This window comes from Pseudoalteromonas sp. 2CM28B (genome assembly GCF_023161935.1).
Window position 1 is genome coordinate 1 of sequence record NZ_JALNTH010000044.1, and the last position, 23,385, is coordinate 23,385.

Here is a 23,385-nt window from a genome sequence, read left to right on the forward strand (position 1 = left end):
GGAATCGAACCAGGGACACGAGGATTTTCAATCCTCTGCTCTACCAACTGAGCTATCGAGGCACTTAAACAGTGCTAATTAAAAATCTTAACGGATTTTTAATGCAATTCCCAGCTAGCTCTACTAACTGGCTATCTGGGCGTGCGGCGTATTAAACGAGTTTTGCCCCTACAAGTCAACTTTTTTTTTATTCTTTATAATCGTTTGAACGGTTTTCAAACAACTCGAGGCTATTTTCGTTAATACAGTGTATTTATCCAACAAAAGAGTTTAAAAAACGTAGTGAATTATTTTTTTTAGGTGTTACGATTGAATAATAACTTTCGGTACAGGCTTACCGTTTTAATAATAAGACCACAGGAAAACTCATGCAGAGCAAGCCCTCTTCAGCAATAAAAGGCCTACTACCTTTATTCTTAGTTAGTAACCTTATAATAACCGCATTATTTGTAGTCGCCTTTGTGCTTTATTCACAAGGCAATGCTGATAACAACGCATCTGCTCCAACCTCTACTTTATCGTTAACAAAACTTGCTGAGCGTCTTGATCAGCCTTTAGCAGAAGCATTAACAATATACGAGCAAGACAAGGTCACGCAATTACTCGATATGACCACCTTACTCAATGATGATTATAAATATACGCTCCACCGTTTTAATGCCAATAATCAAGCCGAGTTAGTTTATAGCAATAACAGTAAAGCAATTGCGCCTTTAGCTGTTAATAAATATATTAAAGAACAAAATACTCTTCATCATTTAATCTCATCAGAGGGACAGGTAATTGGAGAGCTTATTATTGAGCAAACACAGTCCTCAGTTACACCATCAAATCAACACTCACCACTAAATGCCTATATTGTAGCCTTTGCTGCACTGGTGGTGCTGTTTGTATTAGCATTCATGTTGAATAAATACATTAACAAGCGATTACATAAAAATACAGATTCACTTACTCAAGAACTAAAAGAAATTACGCAAAACGATAACTATCAAAGTACCCTAAATGAGCAACTAGAGGGTGGTTTAGAAACGGTAGCTCAACAAGTTAATTTGTTACTCAAAAAGGTGAGTAAGGTTCAAGCTGACGATCAAGCGGCAAAAAAAGAGTTAAAAAAATTACAAACAAGCCTTGAAACAGAAGTACAAAACAGAACCTTTGAGTTAGAGAAACAAACGCAAAAAGCGCTAAAAGCCAGTGAAACTAAAACCACCTTTTTAGCCACTATGAGTCATGAAATAAGAACACCAATGAATGGCGTAATTGGTACCATTGATTTACTTCGTCAAACAGAACTTGATGGTGCACAGCAACGTTTAAGTACAATTATTCGTGAATCTGCATTCTCGCTGCTAAGTATCTTAGATGATATTTTGGATTTTTCTAAAATTGAAGCAGGAAAGCTCAATATAGACCCGACTCCCTTTTCTGTTGCAGATACACTAGAAGAAGTCGCAAAGGTGTTATCGTCAGTTGCAAAAAATCGTCACCTAGAACTCGATTTATCAATTGCACCCGATATTCCTAATAACCTTATGGGCGACTCAGTCAGAGTTCGCCAAGTACTTTATAACTTATGCAGTAATGCCATTAAATTTACCAGCACCAATGGCTCAACCCAAGGTAGGGTGAAAATATCGGTTGAAGTGGCACACAACACTGCCGATCATTTTACACTCCGTTTTTGTGTAGTTGATAACGGTAAAGGAATGAGTCAGTCTCAATTAAGGAAAATATTCAGCCCATTTACTCAAGCTGAAAGCTCAATTACCCGAGAATTTGGCGGTACAGGGCTTGGGCTTTCAATTTGTAAAAGCTTAACCGAGCTAATGCTTGGTACTATACATGTTACAAGCCATGAGGGGATTGGTAGTGAGTTTACCGTTGAACTGCCTTTTTCAACGGCAGGTAAAACTGAATTTGCTCATAAAAATACACTAAATGGTAAACATGTTGTTGTTGTTAGTGATAATGCTGAACGCGGCAAGGTAATTTATCGTTACTTGTCATTTATGGGGGCCAAAATAACCTATACCCATGAGCAAAAGGACATAGAAAATCATCAAGACACAAAGGATATTATTTGGGTTGTTGATGGTATTGACGACATGAGCAGTATTAGTACCTTGCTAAGAAGTTTACTTTACTCACTAGAAGATAATAATCAGCAAATGGTGGTATTAAGTAAGCTAGATGAAGCCGTTATTAATCATAAAAATATTTTTTATATTAATGCTTCACCACTATGTAAATCTAATTTTATGCTTTCAATTTTGGTTGCGGCGGGCTTACATAAACCTAAGCAAATAAAAAAAGCTAAAAGCATGAATCATTACTTAAATTCAGAAGAAGCACTCGCTGCAAATAGGCTTGTTTTATTGGTAGAAGATAACTTACTAAACCAAGAGGTACTTACCGAGCAGTTACACATACTAGGGTATAGTGTGGAAGTAGCGAATAATGGTGAGGAAGGCATAGAGATGTGGCGTAAAAACAGCTATTCGCTCATCCTAACCGATTTACATATGCCGAAAATGTCTGGCTACGATATGGTTGAAAAGATTAGAGAGGAAGCGGCACTGTTAGAAGCAATCGATGCCCAACCTTATATTATTGCTGTAACAGCCAATGCCTTAAAAGGCGAAAGAGAGCGCTGCTTAGCTGTGGGAATTAATGACTTTATAACTAAACCGATTGAGTTAAATGCGCTTGAGGACATATTAAATCAATGGAGCGATTTAGATAATAAACAGCCAAAACAAATTAGCTCAGCTGAAAAGCCAGCCATGCCTATTAACATGGAGTCTGCCAACAAATATATAAATGGCGATGATGCTAAAAAAATTCGCTTCTTTAAAATGTATTTAGAGCAAAGCCAAGAACAAATTAAATCAATCAACTTTGCGGTACTACAAAAGAGTCAAAGTGAAATTATAGCTGCCTGCCATCAATTGAAATCTATATCAAAAACAGTGGGGGCTAATATTGTGGCTGATTTAGCGCAGTCATTTGAGGATAAGTGTAAGGCTGATGAAATCAATGCCGATGAGTTAATTGAGATGAGAGATGAGCTCGAAATTGAATATTCAAGAGCAGCACAATTTTTAAAAGAACAAATTAGAAACCACGATCAACAAGATGACTTGATTTAACTAAACTGATCATAGGTATGCACAACAAAAAAGGGCTTTTTAGCCCTTTTTTAACGATTATTTTTCTACTGGCTTATAGCCTTCAATCTCAACCTCTTTTCCTTCAAATAAAAAGCCAACCATTTGCTCTTCTAAAAAGGTACGATGTTCTGGGTCCATCATATTTAAATGCTTTTCGTTGATCAGCATCGTTTGTTTATGCTGCCACTGTCCCCATGCTTCTTTAGATATATTATTAAAAATCTTTTCGCCAATTTCCCCAGGATAAAGTTGAAATCCAAGGCCTTCAGCTTCTTTTTGTAACTTTTGACAAAATACAGTACGTGCCATGATTTATTCTCTCTAACGCTAAATGCTGCTAGTTTAACCTATTGGGCTCATTTGTTTAACCAACTTTTTAGTCGGTGCAGCTAAACCCACCTCTATTGATTGATCAAGTGGATACCATATTAATTGCTTGTCGTTCACCACATCAGGGATTTGCTGAACATTGAGCACATGTGGGTTTATGGTTAGCTCAAAATGTGAGAACACATGGCTAAAAGGCGCTAATATCTCAAGCTCACTTTTTAGCCCTTGCTGTGCTAAAAAAGTATCGAGCTCACTGTGCTCATTAAATTCAAAAAAACCAAATAATCCCCCCCAAATGCCACTACTTGGGCGTTTTTCCATGAGTACTTTGTCGTTATGTTTAATAATTAACTGATGACAACTTTTTTTAGGCACTGCTTTTTTAGGTTTAGAATGTGGGAACTCTTTAACCTTACCCGCATTAAAAGCACCACATTGTGTTTTTAACGGACATGCTTCACAGTTAAAACGACTTCGTGAACAAAGGCTTGCCCCTAAATCCATCATAGCTTGATTAAACTCAGTCACATTATTTTTAGGGGTGAGTTGTTCACTTAAATGCCACAGCTGATTTTCTACCTTTTTGACGCCATACCAACCTTCAACCATGAAAAATCGCGCAAGCACTCTTTTAACATTACCATCAAGAATAGGATGATGCTGCCCCAAAGATAAAGATAAAACAGCACCGGCAGTGGAGCGCCCTATTCCGGGTAAATCCATTACCTCTTCAAGTGTGCTGGGAAACTGGCCTTGATATTTGTCTCGCACTATTTTGGCCGTTTTATGTAAGTTGCGCGCGCGTGCATAGTAACCTAGACCAGTCCAGTGATGCAGAACCTGATCTTCATCAGCATTTGCTAAAGCAATAATATCGGGAAAGCTTTGCATAAACTTTTCGAAATAAGGAATAACAGTCACAACTTGGGTTTGCTGCAGCATCACCTCAGACACCCAAACTTTATAAGGTGTTTTAGCTAATTGCCATGGCAATGTTTTGCGCCCATGGAGATGATACCAATCAACTACTTGGTTAGAAAACCAATCAGACTGCTGCTTTTTTAAATCCAACATATTTACTTTTTTACTAATGCTTAATGGCGGCTCAGTCTATTGTAGTTGTTGAAAAGATCAAGCTATAACGCCCTAGAGCTTGTCAACCCCGCGCGGGTCAGGGATAATACGCAACCATTTTTAAACACATTGTTTTGTCAGGCCAATAATATGAGTGAATCAAGTAACAACAACCTTGAGCAAGCTAAGCAAGAAGGTAAGTATATCCGCACTATTCGTAGTTTTGTAAAACGCGAAGGCCGATTAACCAAAGGCCAAGCCGCTGCAATCGAAAAATGCTGGCCAACAATGGGGCTTGAGCATAAAAACGGCCTACTTGATTTAAACGCAGTATTTGGAAATGACAATGATGTAGTGTTAGAAATTGGCTTTGGTATGGGCAAGTCATTGGTTGAAATGGCAAAAAATGCACCACATCTTAACTTTATCGGTATAGAAGTACATCGCCCAGGCGTTGGCGCGTGCTTAATGGATGCCGACGAAGCAGGCGTTACTAATCTTCGTGTATTTGAACACGACGCCGTTGAAGTCCTTGCAGATTGTATAGGTGATGAAAGCTTATCGACCTTACAATTGTTCTTCCCTGATCCATGGCACAAAAAGCGTCACCATAAGCGCCGTATTGTACAAACTGAGTTTGCAGAAAAACTACGTTCTAAATTAAAAATTGGCGGCGTTTTTCATATGGCAACCGATTGGGAAAACTATGCAGAGCATATGCTTGAAGTAATGCAAGCAGCACCTGGTTACAAAAACCAATCAGAGACTAACGACTATGTACCTCGTCCTGATTCACGCCCGCTGACTAAGTTTGAACAACGTGGCCATCGTTTAGGCCATGGCGTATGGGATTTAATGTTCGAACGTACTAAATAACCGTTAATTTAATAATCAAGTAAGGTAAAGCGATTTATGAGCGTATTAACCAATCCGAGCCTATTATTACTTCGCAACAGCGAGGAGCTAAAAGGTAAATCAATATTGGTGGTCAACTTTGTTCAAGATGGCTTTTTAAATGAGCTAAAAACGCTCAACCCACAAAGTAAAATAACGGCTTTTAGCTATAACCATGCAAATGGTGAATTTGCTAAAAACATATCGGGTATAAATGTAGAAGTTAATCACACGATTAGCGCCGGTGAATATGATTTAGTAATTCTTTATTACCCCAAGTCTAAGCCTGAGCTATTAATGACATTAGACAACATACGCGCAGTGATAAGTAAAGAAGCTGAGCTGCTAGTCGTTGGCGAAAACAAAAGCGGTGTAAAATCAATTGAAAAGCAACTCGCCAATAAAACGGCGTTGAGTAATAAAATTGACTCTGCAAAACACTGCGTTTTATATTCATTTTCAGAAATAACCTTGAATTCAACATTTGATATTAGTACTTACCACAAAGAGTTTGTGGTAAACGTAAGTGATATTGAGTTTACTGCTGTAAGTATTCCCGGCGTGTTTAACCATGGCGGCCTTGATGCAGGCACTAAAATGCTATTAGAAAATGCACCAAATATAAAACACGGTAACGTTCTTGACTTTGGCTGTGGCGCGGGGCTTATTGCTACGTTTTTAGGGCTAAAAAATCCGGCTCTTACATTTACATGTAGTGATGTTAGCGCACTAGCTGCCTATGCAACAACACAAACGCTTAAACTTAATAACGTTAATGGTGAAGCCGTACTGAGCGATGGTTTAAACAGCATTGCAGGTAAGTTTGATTTAATTATTAGTAACCCACCATTTCATACCGGTATTGCGACCGATTACACAGTAGCCGAATCGTTTTTAAATAATGCCAAACAGCACCTAACTAAAACTGGTAAGCTCACTATTGTTGCTAATAGCTTTTTAAAATATCCACCTATTTTAGAAGCCCAATTTGATAGTTATCAAACGGTGTTTAAGAATAATAAGTTTGCTGTATACAGTAGCTAAAACTAATTATTAATCCCCTATCAAAATATAGATATGCGGTATATTAGCCGCATATTTACTTTATGACGTAGATTAACTAAAAATAAATAGTGTAATTAAGCTAATCTTTTTGCTTCACTTTTTCCTGTTTTTGCTAAACTAGTATTTATTACATTCACAATTGACACGGATGACCCTCTCGCAATGCCTAAAACTGTAGAGCAAAATAGCATTCGTAGTATATTGTTTAAAACCATCATGCTTATAACAGCCATCTGTTTGCTATTATCTCTTTCTATTTCTACTTACTTAAGTACACAAGAGCAAAAAAAGCAGCTCATTAGTAAACTTGTGCTGGTGTCAGAGATCATTGCCTTTGATGCAATGCCGTCATTACTGAATAAAAATAGACCTGCAGAAGAAAGGCGGTTAAAGCTTCTTCAACAAGTCTCATCGGTCACAAACTTACATATTTATGCGCTAGATGAGCAAACAAATAAACCAGTATTTTTTACCAGTTTTAATGCCCAAAAATCGCCACCTGTACCAATCAAAACAGACAGTATTAACGACTTTATAGAACCCCAAGTAGGTGATGAGTTTATTGAGTACATTACTCCAATACTCAATAATGATCAGTTACTGGGTTATGTGTATATTAGGGGCAGCTTGGATAACTTAAATAAGTTTATCACTAAAAAAATTATAATTGATATTGCCATTATCGCTTTAATACTTATTTTTATCTCTTTGATTATTTTAAGGCTACAAAAAAGGATAGCCAGCCCAATAGAAAACTTAAGCTTGTTACTACAAAACATAGCTAAAAATCATAACTACTACGCCCGGGCGCCTTTAACAAACTTAACTGAAATAACCAGGCTTTCTAACAGCTTAAATGTAATGCTGGCGCGAACACAAAGACAAATAGAGCGCCACGAAGAAGATAAAAAAGAAATTAAGCTACTAAACTCAAATCTTGAAGAAAAAGTAAGCCAACGAACCATCGCGCTCAGAGAAGCAAATAAAGAGTTGCTATCTACACTTGAAAAGATGCACCAATACCAAACTCAAATTGTCGAAAACAAAAAAATGGCTTCATTAGGGCAAATGGTGGCAGGTGTAGCTCATGAGGTAAATACCCCTATAGGGCTTGGGATCACCGGTTCTACTTTACTAAGGGATAAACTCGCGGAGCTACAAATTAACTTTCAAAATAAGTCATTGACTGCCAGTCAATTTGAGCAATTTACTAACGATGGCATTGAAAACTTAGACCTCATCTACAGTAGTTTAAACCGTGTCGCAGAGCTTATTTCTAACTTTAAAAAAGTGGCCGTGATCAAAGATGATGAAATCACTAGCACCGTTCACTTTCAGCAGCTCATAAACGATACATTATTGTCTATGGGGCAAGAGTTAAGAATAAAAAATCCTAAAGTTCTTATAAATTGCCCAGCAGATTTAACCGTTGAAAGTAAAAAAGGGCCACTGCAGCAAGTTTTCCATCAACTAATTTTAAACTCCCTACTACACGGATTTGTAGCTGGCGGTGACAATGTAGTGCAAATTGATATTGTGGCAACAAGCACAAAAACACAAATTACCTACACCGATAACGGCCTAGGTGTAGAGAGCAACATAAGAGCGAAAATTTTTGACCCTTTTGTTACTTCAAAACGCGGTCAAGGAGCCAGTGGATTAGGCATGCATTTAGTTTACAACTTAGTGACCCAGGCTTTGGCTGGAGAAATTGTATTAGATACTGAGTATCAATCAGGAGCACGATTTATTATTACGCTATTTTAAAAAGTGAAATAAATCCGTTGTCTGCTCTTGAATTACGACTTTATGACCATACTAAGACAGCACTCATTGAACAGTTGTATCATTAATGCTGTATTTCCACATAATTAATGAACTTAATTGTGTTTAACATATCACATACATTGATGAAAAATTGTAAAGTGATATAATTTCGTTTTGAATTAGTCTGATTATTTTAAGTATCTTTAGGTGGTTGATGGATGTATCAATTATTAAAGGGAAATGGCTTCGACTTTATAATTCAAGTTATACATCCAACGTTAAGTATCAATTAAGCCGCGGTTTTTAATAATAGTTTGAGCGCGCAGCTGTTTTTATCTAATTTGTTTTTACTTGTTAACATTTAGATATAATCCTATAATTCTAGTAGTCGGTTTTGATGATCACACCGATTTTAAAATAAAACACTCTACAAAAAGGTTAATTAAAAATGCAAACGCCAGTCATTCTGATCGTAGAGGATGAAGACGTAACTAGACTAAACCTCGTTAGTTTATTTGAAGCCGAAGGTTACAAAGTTATTGAAGCCATTGATGGCGATGATATGCATGATAAGCTTACAAATAACGATGACGTCAATCTTGTAGTTATGGACATCAACCTGCCAGGTAAAAACGGGCTTATTTTAGCTCGCGAATTACGCCAAAAACGCAAAGTTGGTCTTATTTTCTTAACAGGCCGTGACAACGATGTAGACCGTATTTTAGGTCTTGAAATTGGTGCTGATGACTATATTACTAAGCCTTTCAACCCGCGTGAATTAACTATTCGTGCTCGCAACTTAATTACGCGTACTGCATTAGGTGGTGAAGAGTCTGCTATTGAAACAAATGGCGTGATCACCTTTAACGGTTGGGAACTTGACGAAAATAGTCGCTGCCTTACTTCTCCAAACGGAGACGCGAAACGTCTACCTAAAGGCGAATACAGAGCACTGCGTTTAATGCTTGACTCTCCGGGTCGTATATTTAGCCGTGAGCAACTAATTAAACACATGACTGGCCGAGAGCTTCGCGCTAACGACCGTACGGTTGACGTAACAATTCGTCGTATTCGCAAACACTTTGAAAGCGACAACTCAACATCTGAGTTAATCAGCACCATCCATGGTGAAGGTTACCGTTTCATTGGTAAAATCGATAGCTAATTAGTTATTACTCTAATTGCTGTAAAAATAAATGAAGGGCCTGTTGTCCTTCATTTATTTTATCTGTTAACTCCTCAAGCCACACAGCTAACACTTCGTCACTTTGCTCCAGCGCCCCATGCTCCATTTGCTTTGCATGCAACTGAACATCATTAAGACCGACCGAACCAGCCGCACCTTTTAACTTATGCGCAACCGATTTGTACTCTTCTCTATCAGCAGCGTTTAACGAAGCTAACAGCTCTTGTTGGTACTGCGGATTTAGCTTTGCGAACAACTGGCTACTGCGTTTAAATACTTCAACGCCCATCGAATTTACAAAGTCTTCAATGGTTTCAACATCCAACAAGTCAGTATTAATTTGATTTAATAACGCTTGATTGACCACTCGTTGAGGAGCCTCGGTTTGCGCTTGCTTAATGCCAAAGAGTTCAGCGAGCATATTATCTAACTTGCTTGTGTTTATTGGTTTAGCTAGTGCGCCTTGAATAGAAATACCCTCAAGCTCCTCTTCAGCACTGCGTACATTGGCCGTTAATGCCACTATTGGAAGCTGATCAAAATGACTTTGAGCGCGAATTTGTCTTGCCACTTCGTCACCATTAATATCAGGCAACTGCATATCAAGTAAGACTAAATCTAAGTCATCTTCAGTTTCGACAAACGATAAAGCATCTTCACCCGTTTCAGCCCACAGCACTTCGTGTCCACGTTGCTCTAGTAGGTTAGTAGCAATTTCAGCATTAAGTGGCACATCCTCCACTAATAAAATATATAAGCTACGCCCAACATAACTATGTTCGGTAGGAGCACTACATAAATTCAGCGGAATTTGTACCGTAAAGCAGCTGCCCTCTCCAGGGGTACTATTAACCGTTATTGTGCCTTTCATTGCGCTTACTAACGCTTTGGTGACAGCTAAGCCAATACCTGAACCAATGGCATTGGTGCCTTTAAGATCTGGCGCTTTATAGTACATGTCAAAAATGCGTGTTAGTTGCTCTTGTGGAATGCCTTCACCGGTATCGAGTATTTTAATAATAAGCCAAGGGCCATCTTCACGGTTTTCTCTGGCACAATCTAAGGTTACGCTCCCTTGTTGAGTAAACTTAACAGCGTTATTAATTAAGTTCCACACCACTTGGCGTAAACGGGTCGGGTCAAGCAAAGCATATATGTCAAGCATGCCAGAACGCTTCACTTCAAACGAAAGCTCTTTTTGCTCAGCAATAAGGCCTGCAAAGTTAACTACATCGTTGATAAAGTCCGAAACATTAATTTCGTTGGCGGCAATATCTAACTGCTCACGGTCAATTTTATCTAAATCTATAATATCGTTGAATATATTACCTAGTGTTTCGGCGCTTGAAAACACGGTATTACACCAACTGCGTTGCTGTTTGTTTAATTCGGTATCCAGTAGCATGCGCGTTAAGCCCACAATACCATTAAGCGGCGTGCGTAACTCATGGCTTAATGTGGCAATAAATTTCCCTTTATCTTTATAAGCTGTTTCTAGTGCCTGCGCAGCTTCTTTACGACTGGTAATATCACGGCCAAACGCAAGTAAACCAATGTAATCCCCTTGTTCATTAATAAAGGGAAGTTTACGCAATTCAAACCACCTAATTTCACCGTTTACTGAGTACTCCACATCTATAGTTAACCCTTGGTGCGTACGCTCAACCTGCTCATCGGTTCTGAGTACTTCTGATAAAAAGTGGCTTGGGAATATTTCTTCTGCGGCTTTACCAATAAGTTCACCACTGGTTTTACCCATCACCTCTTCAAACATTTTATTACAACCAGCAAACACCCCGTTGTTATCGCGGTAATAAAATAAATCCGGCGAGGAGTCTACAATTGAGCGCAGTAACATGCCTTGCTGTGCGAGTTCTTGTTGTGTTTTTTTACGCTCTGCAATTTCACGCCTAAGCTCTTCTATTGCTCGGTGTTTGGCATGAAAAGCCATTTTACGTTCGTCAATTTCAATGTTTAAGCGGTTAATATTGTCTTTGAGGGTTTGATTTAAAAGCTTCTCTTGTTTTGTGGCACTATCTAAATAAGCATAAGAGGCATCAAGTTGCCGAATAGAGTTTAATAATATGCTGATAACTAAAGGGGAAACAACCGAGGTAAAAAATACCACGGCGAGTATATCAACCAAGTTTACTTCGCCTATGGCAACGTAATAAAACATACTTGATAAAACCAGCGATATTGTCAGTAATAATGCATAGCAAATAGCTGCAGTTTTAAACTCACCAAAACGAGTTATTGAACTGGAAAGAACTCTAACCCACGGGTTCAAAGAAGAATCAGTCATATATCAGTTTTTCTCTTAGCTAAATGCTTAGGGTCTGTTGACCTTTCAAGGTTAAAGGCTAATTTTAGCATTTTCTATCAGCTATTTTCATGTTGTGCGACAAAAACAATAAAATTTCATGTTTGGTGTTATTTGCTGCATTTCAGCAAATCTTTATTTAGTGTAAAATGCGGCGTTTTAAATATTGCAAATAACGAGTAACGTATCATGCAAAAAACTATGCCAGATATTGCTAACACGGCTGCCGCATTACAAACAGGTAAATTAGACTGGGTAGGTATGGGCGATATAGAGCTGCCTTTTATTTTTGAATCTCTTGATTTAGCTCCAGTTACCGTTAATGCAAAAGCACGCGCCTTTGTTAATTTACACAAAGAAGATGCTAAAGGCATTCATATGTCGCGACTATTTTTAGCGTTGGATCACCTCTCAACTGAGCAACAGGTCAATCCAGAAACCTTAGCACAAGCCTTAGATACCTTTATCACCAGTCATGAAGGCTTAAGTGATAAAGCACACATTGAATTTAAATTTGAATTGCCGCTACGTCGTAAGTCATTACTTAGTGGTAAAGCAGGTTGGAAAAGCTATCCCATTGTACTTACCAGCACTATAAATCAAGGCGTTATTAGTTTTGAGCTCAGCGTTGATGTGACTTATTCATCAACTTGCCCCTGCTCTGCAGCATTGGCTCGCCAATTAATTCAAAACGCATTCAGCGAAAATTTTTCTCAAGAAACACTCACTCAATCAGAAGTTTTAGAGTGGCTTGGAACAACTCAAGGCATTGTAGCAACCCCGCATTCACAGCGTTCAATTGCTAATGTTAAAGTTAAATTAGCAAATAACATTAAACAGTTTGATGTGGTTAACTTAATAAACTTACTAGAAGATGAGCTAAAGACACCAGTACAAGCTGCGGTAAAACGTGAAGACGAACAAGAGTTTGCTCGCTTAAACGGTCAAAATTTAATGTTTTGTGAAGACGCAGCACGAAAAATTAAAACGACGCTAGAGTCAAAAGAGTTTACCGATTACTTCCTGCAAATTAACCATTATGAGTCTTTACATGCTCATGATGCAGTTGCGATTGCCGTAAAAGGTATTGAAGGCGGCTATAAAGCATAATAGTGCTCATCCCCATTCGTTAATAAAACAACCATAACAACTATTTGGGCACATAAATTGCTTTAGACAAGCAGTGTCAATTTGTTGTTATGGAGTTACCGTATGGAATTCGCTTTATTATTAATATTAGTGCTAGTTGTTGGGGCATCTGTCGTTGCGTCAAAATTTAATGATGACGGCGGAAACCCTTATCCTTTTACTCGTAAGCAAAGTGTATTTACCCAAGTAGAAGGGGCGTTTCTGAATTTATTAGAGCGCGCCGTTGGCGATCAATATAAAATTGTTAGTCGCGTTAAACTAATCGATGTGATTGACTGTAAACAAGGCCTATCTGTTAAATCTAAACGTGCGGCAATGGCTAAAGCAAAAAATAAGCAGCTCGACTTTGTTTTAGTAGATAAAGAAAAAATGACCATAGTGGCTGCGGTTGACTTAGTTAATAACGCCAATAAAGATGGCCACAAAGCACAGCGCGACTGGTTTGTTAATGGCGCATTGGAAGCCGCAGGTATTCCACATATTCGTATGAAAGTGAAGGCAGGCTACCGCCCAAGCGAAGTACGCGATGCAATTATGTTTAAATTAGGTAAGCCAGCGGCATCTAAATCTTCACGACCCACGCGTGTTAGAGTTCATAAACCTGCGGTATTGTCTCCTTCTCAAGCAAAGGCACAATCAACAGCCCTTGCTGAAATATAATCAATAAGTTTATAAAGTGCGGGCTTTTTAAGCTCGCATTTTTGTTTGTTTTACCCCACGTTATTTTTTGCAGTATAATCACCGTATTCAAACTCAGGAATTTAACACTATGAATGTTGGTATTATTGGCGCAATGGAGCCAGAAGTTAAAATTTTGCGCGAGGCGATGCAAAATCCACAAGTTTTAACCAAGGCTGGTTTTACTTTTTACACAGGCGAGCTTGCAGGCAATACCGTCACTTTAGTGCAATCAGGTATTGGTAAAGTCGCTTCGACAATCGCAACCACATTACTTATCGATAACTTCAATCCAGATTGTGTTATTAACACTGGCTCTGCCGGTGGATTCGACCCATCACTAAACGTTGGCGATGTAGTAATTTCATCTGAAGTACGTCATCACGATGTTGATGTAACAGCGTTTGGTTACGAAATTGGCCAAGTACCACAAATGCCAGCAGGTTTTACTGCTCACCCTAAACTTGTAGAAGCAGCCGAGCAAACAATTGCACAAATTAGTGAAGTAAAAACCCTTGTCGGTTTAATTTGCACCGGCGACTCGTTTATGTGCGACCCTGTTCGTATTGAAAAAGCACGCAGTGACTTCCCTACAATGCTAGCAGTAGAGATGGAAGGTGCATCAATTGCACAAACGTGTTTTGCACTAAATACACCATTTGTTGTAATTCGCTCAATGTCTGATATTGCAGGCAAAGAGTCGCCGCAATCATTTGAAGAATACTTAGAAACAGCCTCTATAAATTCATCAAAAATGGTCGTAGCTTTACTTGAGAAATTAACGGCGGTTACGCTGTAAATGCTCAATAATATTGTTCAAAATCATTTGGACTTTATTGTATTTATTTGTGCGCTCCTTGCTGAGCGCTTTTTACCTTTAGTAAGTTGGTATCACCCTAACCACATACTCTCTGCTATTTTTAGCGCTATAAGCCAGCGTATTTATAAAAAAACAGACACCAAGCAATATCATTACTTAGCAGCCTCAATGGCAAGTACGCTTATACTTAGTACTGTGCTTATTATTGTAGTTTTACTGCTTCAGTTTGCCTTTTACCCCGAGCTGTTATCAGGTCTTATTTTATATTTATGTCTAGAAAACAGTAGCCTGAATAAAAAAGCGATACGCATAGCTAGGCTAGTCAAAAAAAATCAAAAATCGACAGCACGCGAATTATTAAAGCCACTAGTAGCTCGTGAAGTTATTGCACTTTCAAGCCCCGGGATCATTAAAGCCATTATGGAAAGTGTCATACTTAGAACGGCGCGTCATTACTTTGTGGTAATTTTCATATTTTTAGTATTGGGCCCCGTCGCCGCTTTAGCCTATCGTTTAATCACTTTAATTCAACAGGCGTGGCGAAGTGATATAGCCCCTAATAGCTCTTTTTTGATGCCGCTTAAACTGATTCTTTTTATTGTTGAGTACATTCCCATACGTTTACTCGCGCTGACAATTGCCTCACTAAAGACCAGTAAAAAAAGCATGCATTATATTAAGCATTATGGCCGACACTTCTATCAAACCAATACAGGCTGGTTACTTAGTGTATGTTCTGCATCTTTGGGGGTACAACTTGGTGGGCCTGCTATTTATAATACACAGCGTTTTAATAAAATGCGTGTCGGTGTAGAGCGTCTTCCCAACGCCGATGACGTACCACAACTACTCAATACACTTAACCAAACTCGCTTTTTTTGGCTTCTGATTATTATTAGCGTTGAAGTTATTAAGGCTGTTCTCGTTTTTAAGTTCGCATAAAAAAACCAGCCGTAGCTGGTTTTTTTATAATGTCCGAAGTTTTAAGCTACGGTGATATTTGCAAATTTGCGTTTACCTACTTGATAAATAGCCGTTGTGCCTTTTGCAATTTCCAATTTGGTATCGGTAATTTTGTCTTCGCCGTTAAGCTTTACTGCGCCTTGTTTGATCATACGCATGGCCTCTGAAGTACTCGCCACTAAGCCAGCTTCTTTTAGCAAGTTAGCAATTAGAATAGTGTCTTCATCAATGATAACTGTCAGCTCTGGAATTTCATCAGGTAGTGCTTTTTTCTGAAAGCGCTGAATAAAGTCATCATTAGCAGCTTGCGCATCGGCTTCGCTATGGAAACGTGCAATTAACTCTTTCGCTAATTCAATCTTAATATCGCGCGGGTTAGTGCCTTGCTCTACACGCTGTTTTTGCGCTGCAATTTGCTCAATAGAAAGGCTACTTAGCAAATCGTAGTAACGCCACATTAGTACATCACTAATTGACATGATTTTACCAAACATGTCGCTAGGCGTATCAGTAATACCTATGTAGTTTCCTAGTGACTTTGACATTTTCTGAACGCCATCAGTCCCTTCAAGTAAAGGCATCATTAGTACGGTTTGAGGTTTTTGACCTTCATCTTTTTGCAGCTCACGACCCATTAATAGGTTAAAACGCTGATCGGTGCCGCCTAGCTCAACATCTGACTCAAGTGCAACTGAATCCCAACCCTGTACTAGTGGATATAAAAACTCATGGATTGCGATAGATTGACCGCCAGCATAACGCTTTTTAAAGTCATCACGCTCAAGCATACGCGCCACAGTTTGGCGCGCTGCCAATTTTATCATCCCCGCAGCGCCTAATTTCTCCATCCATGTAGAGTTAAAAGCAACAGTTGTTTTAGCTGGGTCTAAAATTTTGAAAACCTGTTCTTTATAGGTTTCGGCGTTGGCAAGCACGTCATCACGTGTAAGTGGTTTACGGGTCACATTTTTGCCCGTTGGATCACCAATCATACCGGTAAAATCACCAATTAAAAAAATAACCTCATGACCTAAATCTTGAAAGGTTTTCATTTTATTAATGAGTACAGTGTGACCTAGGTGTAAATCTGGAGCCGTAGGATCAAAACCAGCTTTAATTTTTAGCTTTTTCCCCGACTTTAATTTTTCAACCAACTCATCTTCAATTAATATCTCTTCTGCACCGCGTTTTATCTCTGCTAGAGCGGTTTGTAAATCCACTGTGTGTTACTCCAAAAAATTCTGACAACGAAGGGGTGTAATATGCTCACGGTTTATTGCTAGCGCGTTATCACAAAGCAAATAAAACTATTTAGCTAACATAACAAATTTCCACCTAATTAGAACAACTTTTTTAACTAATCGCAGCACCAACTAAAATGCAGGGTGTACGTTCTAAAAGGGGATATAAACGAGCGATTAATAATACGCCAAAAGTGTTTATCACAAACTAAAAACAGTTTACAAATTAATCACTTCTCGTAATTAAACCGTTTTATAAGCTAATTTAATATTATGATGAAAAAGCAAAGTATCCAAGAATATAAAATAGTGTAACAGTTCAACTTTAAACACAAACAGCCTGAATACCCTACGATTTTAGCCTAATTTAACTCGAGTTTAAATCTACAAAATACTAGTATTCACAGATTATTCGTTATATCCTGCAATATAACCTATTTATTATCTTGACAGCAGAAAAAGGCACGTTATGGTTCACGTGGTTAACACGCTCCCCAAAAAACACAAAATGCTTATTCTAGGTTTGGTTTCTGCTATTGTTGCCTTAGCCTTTCTTCCTTCTGAAAAAGCCACTGCATCCAAAGACAATAGTGAAAACACACTAGAAATTGGTAAGCGCTATGAATTACAAATTAAAGTAGGTGAGAACGAAAAACTCACTGACCTAAATTCAGAGCAGGCAGCACAAAAACTTCCAGAATATGATTTTGTCGATCACCAAGTTAAAAATGGTGACAATTTAGCGATTATTTTTAAGCGCGCTGGTTTTTCTGCACAAACGCTGCATAAACTTGTAAACACCAACGCTGAAACACGTAAGCTAACTAAAATTCACCCAGGTGAAACGTTAAGCTTTGCTACCGCCGAAGACGGTTCATTAGCTCAATTACGCTACGTTATTTCTAAAACGGATACGCTATTCGTCACACTTAATGACGAAGGCCAATACGACACCTCAATTGACAGCAAAGAAATAGAAACACTGAGCAAAACAGCCGGTGGGGAAATTTCAAGTAGCTTTTGGACCTCTGCAATTGCAGCAGGTTTAAGTGAACGCCAAATCATGAACTTTGCCGATATATTTGGTTGGGACGTCGATTTTGCAAACGACATTCGCAAGGGTGACGAATTTGGCTTAATTTATGAGTCTCATTTTGTTGACGGTGAGTTTATTGGCACCGGTAAAATAATTGCCGCTGAATTTATAAACCAAGGTGAGCGTTACACCGCTATTCGTCACACAGACGGTAACTTTTACACCCCTGAAGGCCGTAGTATGAAAAAAGCCTTTTTGCGTGCGCCTGTTAATTTCAAATATATTAGTTCAAGCTTTAACCCTCGCCGCCTACACCCTGTTACAGGACAAGTGAAAGCACATCGCGGCATTGATTACGCTGCACGTACCGGTACACCAGTTGTATCATCGGGTAATGGTAAAGTAATTAAAGCAGGCTATAGCAAATATAATGGTAATTACGTATTTATTAGCCATGGTACTCAATATGTTACTAAGTACTTACACCTTAACAAGCGCCTAGTCAGAACAGGGCAAAAGGTAAAACAGGGAGAAAAAATAGGTACTGTTGGCTCAACTGGTCGTGTAACCGGTGCGCATTTACATTATGAGTTTTTGGTTAACGGCGTTCACCGTAACCCTAAAACCGTAAAACTACCTAAGTCTGAACCATTACCTCGTTCAGAGCTTGCTAAATTTAAGCCTATTGCTGATAACTTTATCGCACAACTAGAGCGCAGTCGTGAGCTACAACTAGCACTTAGATAACCACTTCACTGATTAAATAAAAAAGCCTTTGCTGGGGTTACCCGCAAAGGCTTTTTTGTGTGTGATATTTAAGTTTCAAACTTAATTTACAAGTACGTAAATTAGCTGCACAACCAAAGATATCATGACTAATGGCCAAATATACTTGCTGTATTTGGTAGCACCCTCTAGCCCCATTCTACTTTGGTACTTTTCTAGCAAAGGAATAATGATCACCAAAGCAATCACTAAGCTAATTAAAATGACAAATATATTCATATCAACACCTTTGTATTATACCAATTCGTTCAAATAATATTGAAACGGGTATTAACTCACGGCAAAGCGCAGCCTTTCGCGCTAATATATAACTCATACCAATGCTCTCGACTTAAATTAACATTAATTGCATCACTCGATGCCTTAATACGATCTACATTAGTTGTGCCTATAATTGGCTGAATCGATGCAGGATGGCGAAGTAGCCATGCCAATACAATAGCTTCTGCACTTGTGCCATATAAAACGGCAAGCTTACTAACTAAAATACTCGTGTTTACATCCGCTTGTGACGCTTTTGACAGGTCACCGCCTGAGTATAAACCTTGGCACAAACTGCCCCAACTCTGAATTTGAATGTCATGCTCACGACAATACTCAACACACCCTGGGGTAAAGTTAATATCTTTGCCATCGGCATTACCCACATAAATGCCCTCATCAACCCACTGATGTTTTTGTAAACTGGCCTCTATTTGATTTGCCACAATTGGCATATCTAAAGCGCGCTGCAAAAACCTTATTTGATGTTGAGACATATTAGAAACTGCAAAATGACGCACTTTGCCACTTTCTTTTAAACAGCTAAATATTTGCGCAACTTCCTCCACCTCCATTAATGGATCAGGGCGATGCAACATAAGCACATCTAAGTAGTCGGTATTTAATCGTTTAAGTGAGCCCTCAACAGAACGCTCAATCCAATCAGCAGAAAAATCATAACGCTGCGGGTTTTTCTCATCAGCAAAGCGAATACCACACTTAGACTGAATATACATTTGTTCTCTAAGCTCAGGGCGCTCAGCCAACGCATTACCAAAAACCTGCTCAGCTTTGCCTAAAGTATAAATATCAGCGTGATCAAAAAAGTTAATCCCGCTTTCCAATGCTGCGTCTATGCATGAATGGGCTTGCTTTAAGTGCCCACTGTTGATGGCGTCTTTATTCCAAGCACCTCCTAAACCCATACAACCAAATACAAGCTTACTAACCTTGGGTAAATATTTTGCCAGCGGTGTGTGTAACATTTGACAGCCCTTTAAAAAAATGAAGAGTGATTACTTTAAACAAAAAACCCTATACAAGAAACCGCTTAATCTAAAACATTAAATTTTAAGCAAAAAAAAGCGCAGTAAACTGCGCTAATGGTTGGATTAAATATTACTAGCCAACAAGTGCTAATAAAATACCTGCAGCAACAGCACTTCCCAGTACGCCAGCTACATTAGGCCCCATGGCATGCATCAGTAAAAAGTTGTGCGGGTTATTTTCAAGACCGACTTTATTAACTACACGAGCCGCCATAGGAACAGCCGATACACCCGCTGCACCAATTAATGGATTAATTGGGGTTTTTGATATTTTATTTAAGCCTTTTGCCATAAATACACCTGAGGCCGTACCAATAGCAAACGCCATTGCGCCCAGTACTAAAATACCAATGGTTTCCACTGTTAAGAACTGCTCGGCAGCAAGCTTAGAGCCTACCGCTAGTCCTAGAAATATGGTGGTTATATTAATAATTTCGTTTTGAGCACTGTTACTTAGCCTATCGACCACACCCGACTCACGCATTAAGTTACCTAAACAAAACATACCAACCAGTGGAATGGCGGCTGGTAAAAAGAGCGCAGTTAAAGTAAGTACCATCAGCGGAAAAATAATTTTTTCCTTTTTTGATACTTTACGCAGTTCTGGCATTTGAATTTTACGCTCTTCAGGCGTTGTAAACGCACGCATGATAGGCGGCTGAATAATAGGAACCAACGCCATGTATGAGTACGCAGCCACGGCTATAGCACCTAATAAATCAGGCGCCAGTTTTGACGCTAAAAAGATAGCGGTTGGCCCATCAGCGCCACCAATAATGGCAATTGCTGACGCATCTTGTAAACTAAACTCAAACCCTGGGATAAAGTTAAGTAAAATAGCCCCAAATAATGTAGCAAAAATACCAAACTGCGCCGCAGCACCTAATAACAACATACGCGGGTTTGCAATTAACGCACTAAAGTCAGTGAGCGCGCCCACTCCCATAAATATTAATAACGGAAAAATTCCGGTATCAATACCTACATAGTAAACATAATAAAGTAAGCCACCAGGGTCAGATAAACCTGCCACAGGAATATTAGTTAAAATAGCACCAAAACCAATGGGCAGTAATAGTAGCGGCTCAAAGTTTTTAACTATAGCTAAAAATAATAACAAACAACCAACGGCAATCATGATCAGCCCAGGAAATGTAAAGTTAGCAATGCCTGTGGCATGCCAGAGGTTTAAAATACCATCCATCCTCTAATTACTCCTTAAGCTAATGCAATCATTGCATCGCCGGTTGACACTGAATCACCTTCAGAGACAAGCACGTCTGCAATTGTACCGGTATGCATGGCGCGTACTTCGGTTTCCATTTTCATGGCTTCCATAATAATCACCACATCGCCTTCATTTACTACCTGACCTGGCTTTACTTTAATTTTAAAGATATTACCGGCAAGTGGCGCATTAAGAGTTTCACCTGAAGCAACTGATGCCGACTGCGGAATATGCTCAGAGTCTTTTAGCGTCACCTCTTTAAGCTCACCGCCTTGAGCAACCACGACATCGTATACTTTGCCATCTACTTTAACGCTGTATTGCTCAGCCTTAACGCCTTTATTGTTTGCCGCTGATTTTTCAGGTGCTTTATTTGAGCTATCATCAGCGCTGGGAACAGGTTCAAATGCGTCAGGGTTATTACGGTTTTTAATAAACTTCAAACCAATTTGTGGGAATAAGGCATACGTGAGCACATCATCAATTTGCTCATCAGCAAGCGTTAAGCCTTGCTCTTGCGCAAGTTTACTTAATTCAGCCTCAAGCGTTTCAAGTTCAGGTTTGATCACATCTGCAGGGCGACAGGTAATTGCTTCGCTGCCATCAAGTACACGCTCTTGTAGCTCTTTATTCATAGGAGCAGGTGTTGAACCATACTCACCTTTTAATACGCCAGCGGTTTCTTTGGTGATGGTTTTATAGCGCTCGCCAGTAAGCACATTAAGTACTGCCTGAGTACCAACAATTTGCGAGGTCGGTGTAACTAATGGAATAAAGCCCAAATCCTCACGCACCCGTGGAATTTCAAGTAATACTTCGTTTAGCTTATCAGCAGCGCCTTGCTCTTTAAGCTGATTTTCCATGTTAGTTAACATACCACCTGGCACTTGGGCTAATAAAATTCGGCCATCAACACCTTTTAAACTGCCTTCAAACGCAGCGTACTTTTTACGTACGTCTCTAAAGTAAGCTGCAATTTCTTCAAGGTGGTTTAAATCAAGCCCAGTATCACGCTCAGTACCTTCCACGATTGCAGCAATTGTTTCAGTTGCTGAATGACCATAAGTCATACTCATAGACGATACAGCCGTATCGAGCATATCAATACCGGCATCAATCGCTTTTTGATACGTTGCTGTACTTAAACCCGTTGTTGCATGACATTGCATGGCAATAGGAATTGAAACCGTTTCTTTTAAGCCTTTAATCAGTTTTTCTGCATCGTAAGGCTTAAGCAATCCCGCCATATCTTTAATACAAATTGAATGACAACCTAATTCTTCAAGCTGCTTAGCAAGTGTTAGCCACATATCCAATGTGTGTACTGGGCTTACCGTGTAAGAAATCGTACCTTGGGCATGCGCGCCTACCTTAACCGCCGCTTTTATAGCAGTTTCTAAGTTACGTACATCATTCATGGCATCAAAAATGCGAAATACGTCTACGCCATTTTTGTGTGCGCGCTCAACAAACTTTTCAACAACGTCATCAGCATAATGGCGATACCCCAATAAGTTTTGACCGCGAAGTAACATTTGCTGGGGTGTATTTGGCATCGCCTTTTTAAGCGCGCGAATACGCTCCCAAGGATCTTCGCCTAAATAACGAATACATGAGTCAAAGGTAGCCCCACCCCAAGACTCTATAGACCAATAACCTGCGTCATCAATTTTTTTTGCAATAGGTAACATGTCGTCTAATCGCATGCGGGTAGCTAAAAGCGACTGATGGGCGTCTCGAAGTACGAGTTCTGTTATTTTTAATTTAGCCATTGGTATGCTCCTCTAATTATTATTTGTTTTGTACTGAGCAATGGCAGCACTAATTGCAGCGATGTGCTCATTTGGCACACCTTGAGATTTAAAAGATGGTGTTCTCTGTGATACTTCAAGTTCTGGCTGAGAAAATTTGCTAGCCAGCTTAGACATAACTGTCACTGCACCAATCAATAAAGAAAGAAATACAAACACACCCACCATACCGGTTAGCATTAAATTGCCTGCAGTTGTAAGCAAAGCCCCTATATCCATAATTCTCCCCTGTTCAAAACTGAATACATAAAAAGTCAGTTTATTTAAATAAATATTCACCAATAGTAACAAAAACTACTCTTTTGTCTACACATTGTAAATTGGTAAAACCAATTAATCTAAAAGTAACATATCACCAATAAGGTTAACACCACCTAAAATAGCTTATTTAACCTATATATATAGATGGTAAAAATGTTCGTTATAAATAAAGAATATATAAAAACCCTAATATTCTGTAAAAACACATAAAAATATACCAAATGAGCTAATCCACTAAAAACTGCCAAAGCAAATGCTAATTGGTCTTACCAAAATAACGACTGTAAAAA

Annotated in this window: 19 protein-coding genes; 10 read left to right on the forward strand and 9 right to left on the reverse strand. The window is 39.0% G+C overall.

Annotated features, from left to right (window positions below):
• The first annotated feature begins 368 nt into the window (after window positions 1-368).
• A complete protein-coding gene (locus MTN96_RS31695; protein ID WP_248534098.1) occupies window positions 369-3,152 on the forward strand; it encodes an ATP-binding protein in 2,784 nt (927 codons plus the stop codon).
• 57 nt (window positions 3,153-3,209) lie between these two features.
• Here the strand turns inward: MTN96_RS31695 and MTN96_RS31700 are convergent, their stop codons facing one another.
• Window positions 3,210-3,482, reverse strand: a complete 273-nt coding sequence (locus MTN96_RS31700; protein ID WP_013464143.1) for an oxidative damage protection protein — start codon at window positions 3,480-3,482, stop codon at window positions 3,210-3,212.
• 33 nt (window positions 3,483-3,515) lie between these two features.
• Window positions 3,516-4,577 carry an A/G-specific adenine glycosylase gene (gene mutY / locus MTN96_RS31705; protein ID WP_248534100.1) on the reverse strand — a complete coding sequence of 354 codons (1,062 nt, stop codon included), beginning with the start codon at window positions 4,575-4,577 and terminating at the stop codon, window positions 3,516-3,518.
• Between the two features lie 150 nt (window positions 4,578-4,727).
• Here mutY and trmB point away from each other — a divergent pair, with 150 nt between their 5' ends.
• The 4 genes from trmB to arcA all read left to right on the forward strand — a co-directional run bounded on the left by trmB (window position 4,728) and on the right by arcA (window position 9,468).
• The gene (gene trmB / locus MTN96_RS31710) at window positions 4,728-5,453 is read left to right on the forward strand and encodes a tRNA (guanosine(46)-N7)-methyltransferase TrmB (RefSeq protein WP_248534102.1); all 726 of its coding nucleotides are present in this window, start codon (window positions 4,728-4,730) and stop codon (window positions 5,451-5,453) included.
• A 36-nt stretch (window positions 5,454-5,489) separates the two neighbouring features.
• Window positions 5,490-6,515, forward strand: a complete 1,026-nt coding sequence (locus tag MTN96_RS31715; RefSeq protein ID WP_248534104.1) for a methyltransferase — start codon at window positions 5,490-5,492, stop codon at window positions 6,513-6,515.
• A 183-nt stretch (window positions 6,516-6,698) separates the two neighbouring features.
• Window positions 6,699-8,303, forward strand: coding sequence for an ATP-binding protein (locus MTN96_RS31720; RefSeq protein WP_069439187.1), 1,605 nt, complete (start codon window positions 6,699-6,701; stop codon window positions 8,301-8,303).
• Window positions 8,304-8,751: 448 nt separating this feature from the next.
• Entirely contained in the window at window positions 8,752-9,468 is a 717-nt protein-coding gene (gene arcA / locus MTN96_RS31725) for a two-component system response regulator ArcA (RefSeq protein ID WP_008110444.1), read from the forward strand.
• 7 nt (window positions 9,469-9,475) lie between these two features.
• Here the strand turns inward: arcA and arcB are convergent, their stop codons facing one another.
• The gene (gene arcB, locus MTN96_RS31730; RefSeq protein WP_248534106.1) at window positions 9,476-11,794 is read right to left on the reverse strand and encodes an aerobic respiration two-component sensor histidine kinase ArcB; all 2,319 of its coding nucleotides are present in this window, start codon (window positions 11,792-11,794) and stop codon (window positions 9,476-9,478) included.
• A 207-nt stretch (window positions 11,795-12,001) separates the two neighbouring features.
• Between arcB and folE2 the strand changes: the two genes are divergently transcribed.
• The 4 genes from folE2 to MTN96_RS31750 all read left to right on the forward strand — a co-directional run bounded on the left by folE2 (window position 12,002) and on the right by MTN96_RS31750 (window position 15,401).
• Window positions 12,002-12,922 carry a GTP cyclohydrolase FolE2 gene (folE2, locus tag MTN96_RS31735; RefSeq protein WP_036980085.1) on the forward strand — a complete coding sequence of 307 codons (921 nt, stop codon included), beginning with the start codon at window positions 12,002-12,004 and terminating at the stop codon, window positions 12,920-12,922.
• A gap of 102 nt (window positions 12,923-13,024) precedes the next feature.
• Window positions 13,025-13,621 carry a DUF2726 domain-containing protein gene (locus MTN96_RS31740; protein ID WP_138627197.1) on the forward strand — a complete coding sequence of 199 codons (597 nt, stop codon included), beginning with the start codon at window positions 13,025-13,027 and terminating at the stop codon, window positions 13,619-13,621.
• Window positions 13,622-13,730: 109 nt separating this feature from the next.
• Window positions 13,731-14,438, forward strand: coding sequence for a 5'-methylthioadenosine/S-adenosylhomocysteine nucleosidase (gene mtnN / locus MTN96_RS31745; RefSeq protein WP_016900621.1), 708 nt, complete (start codon window positions 13,731-13,733; stop codon window positions 14,436-14,438).
• Window positions 14,439-15,401 (forward strand): cobalamin biosynthesis protein, encoded by a 963-nt coding sequence (locus MTN96_RS31750; RefSeq protein ID WP_248534108.1) that lies wholly within the window; start codon window positions 14,439-14,441, stop codon window positions 15,399-15,401.
• A gap of 41 nt (window positions 15,402-15,442) precedes the next feature.
• Here MTN96_RS31750 and tyrS read toward each other — a convergent pair whose 3' ends face one another.
• Complete coding sequence (tyrS, locus tag MTN96_RS31755; RefSeq protein WP_076922082.1) at window positions 15,443-16,642, reverse strand: tyrosine--tRNA ligase; 1,200 nt, start codon at window positions 16,640-16,642, stop codon at window positions 15,443-15,445.
• 490 nt (window positions 16,643-17,132) lie between these two features.
• On the opposite strand from tyrS, the gene MTN96_RS31760 reads away from it, so the two are divergent.
• Window positions 17,133-18,446, forward strand: a complete 1,314-nt coding sequence (locus MTN96_RS31760; protein WP_036980092.1) for a peptidoglycan DD-metalloendopeptidase family protein — start codon at window positions 17,133-17,135, stop codon at window positions 18,444-18,446.
• A gap of 81 nt (window positions 18,447-18,527) precedes the next feature.
• Here the strand turns inward: MTN96_RS31760 and MTN96_RS31765 are convergent, their stop codons facing one another.
• From MTN96_RS31765 to MTN96_RS31785, 5 genes are all read right to left on the reverse strand, one after another.
• The gene (locus MTN96_RS31765) at window positions 18,528-18,704 is read right to left on the reverse strand and encodes a hypothetical protein (protein WP_171034712.1); all 177 of its coding nucleotides are present in this window, start codon (window positions 18,702-18,704) and stop codon (window positions 18,528-18,530) included.
• Window positions 18,705-18,760: 56 nt separating this feature from the next.
• A complete protein-coding gene (locus MTN96_RS31770) occupies window positions 18,761-19,732 on the reverse strand; it encodes an aldo/keto reductase family oxidoreductase (protein ID WP_248534110.1) in 972 nt (323 codons plus the stop codon).
• A 136-nt stretch (window positions 19,733-19,868) separates the two neighbouring features.
• A complete protein-coding gene (locus MTN96_RS31775; RefSeq protein WP_013464130.1) occupies window positions 19,869-20,999 on the reverse strand; it encodes a sodium ion-translocating decarboxylase subunit beta in 1,131 nt (376 codons plus the stop codon).
• A gap of 14 nt (window positions 21,000-21,013) precedes the next feature.
• Window positions 21,014-22,795, reverse strand: a complete 1,782-nt coding sequence (gene oadA, locus MTN96_RS31780; protein WP_016900617.1) for a sodium-extruding oxaloacetate decarboxylase subunit alpha — start codon at window positions 22,793-22,795, stop codon at window positions 21,014-21,016.
• Window positions 22,796-22,807: 12 nt separating this feature from the next.
• Entirely contained in the window at window positions 22,808-23,053 is a 246-nt protein-coding gene (locus tag MTN96_RS31785; protein ID WP_013464128.1) for an OadG family protein, read from the reverse strand.
• Window positions 23,054-23,385 lie beyond the last annotated feature (332 nt).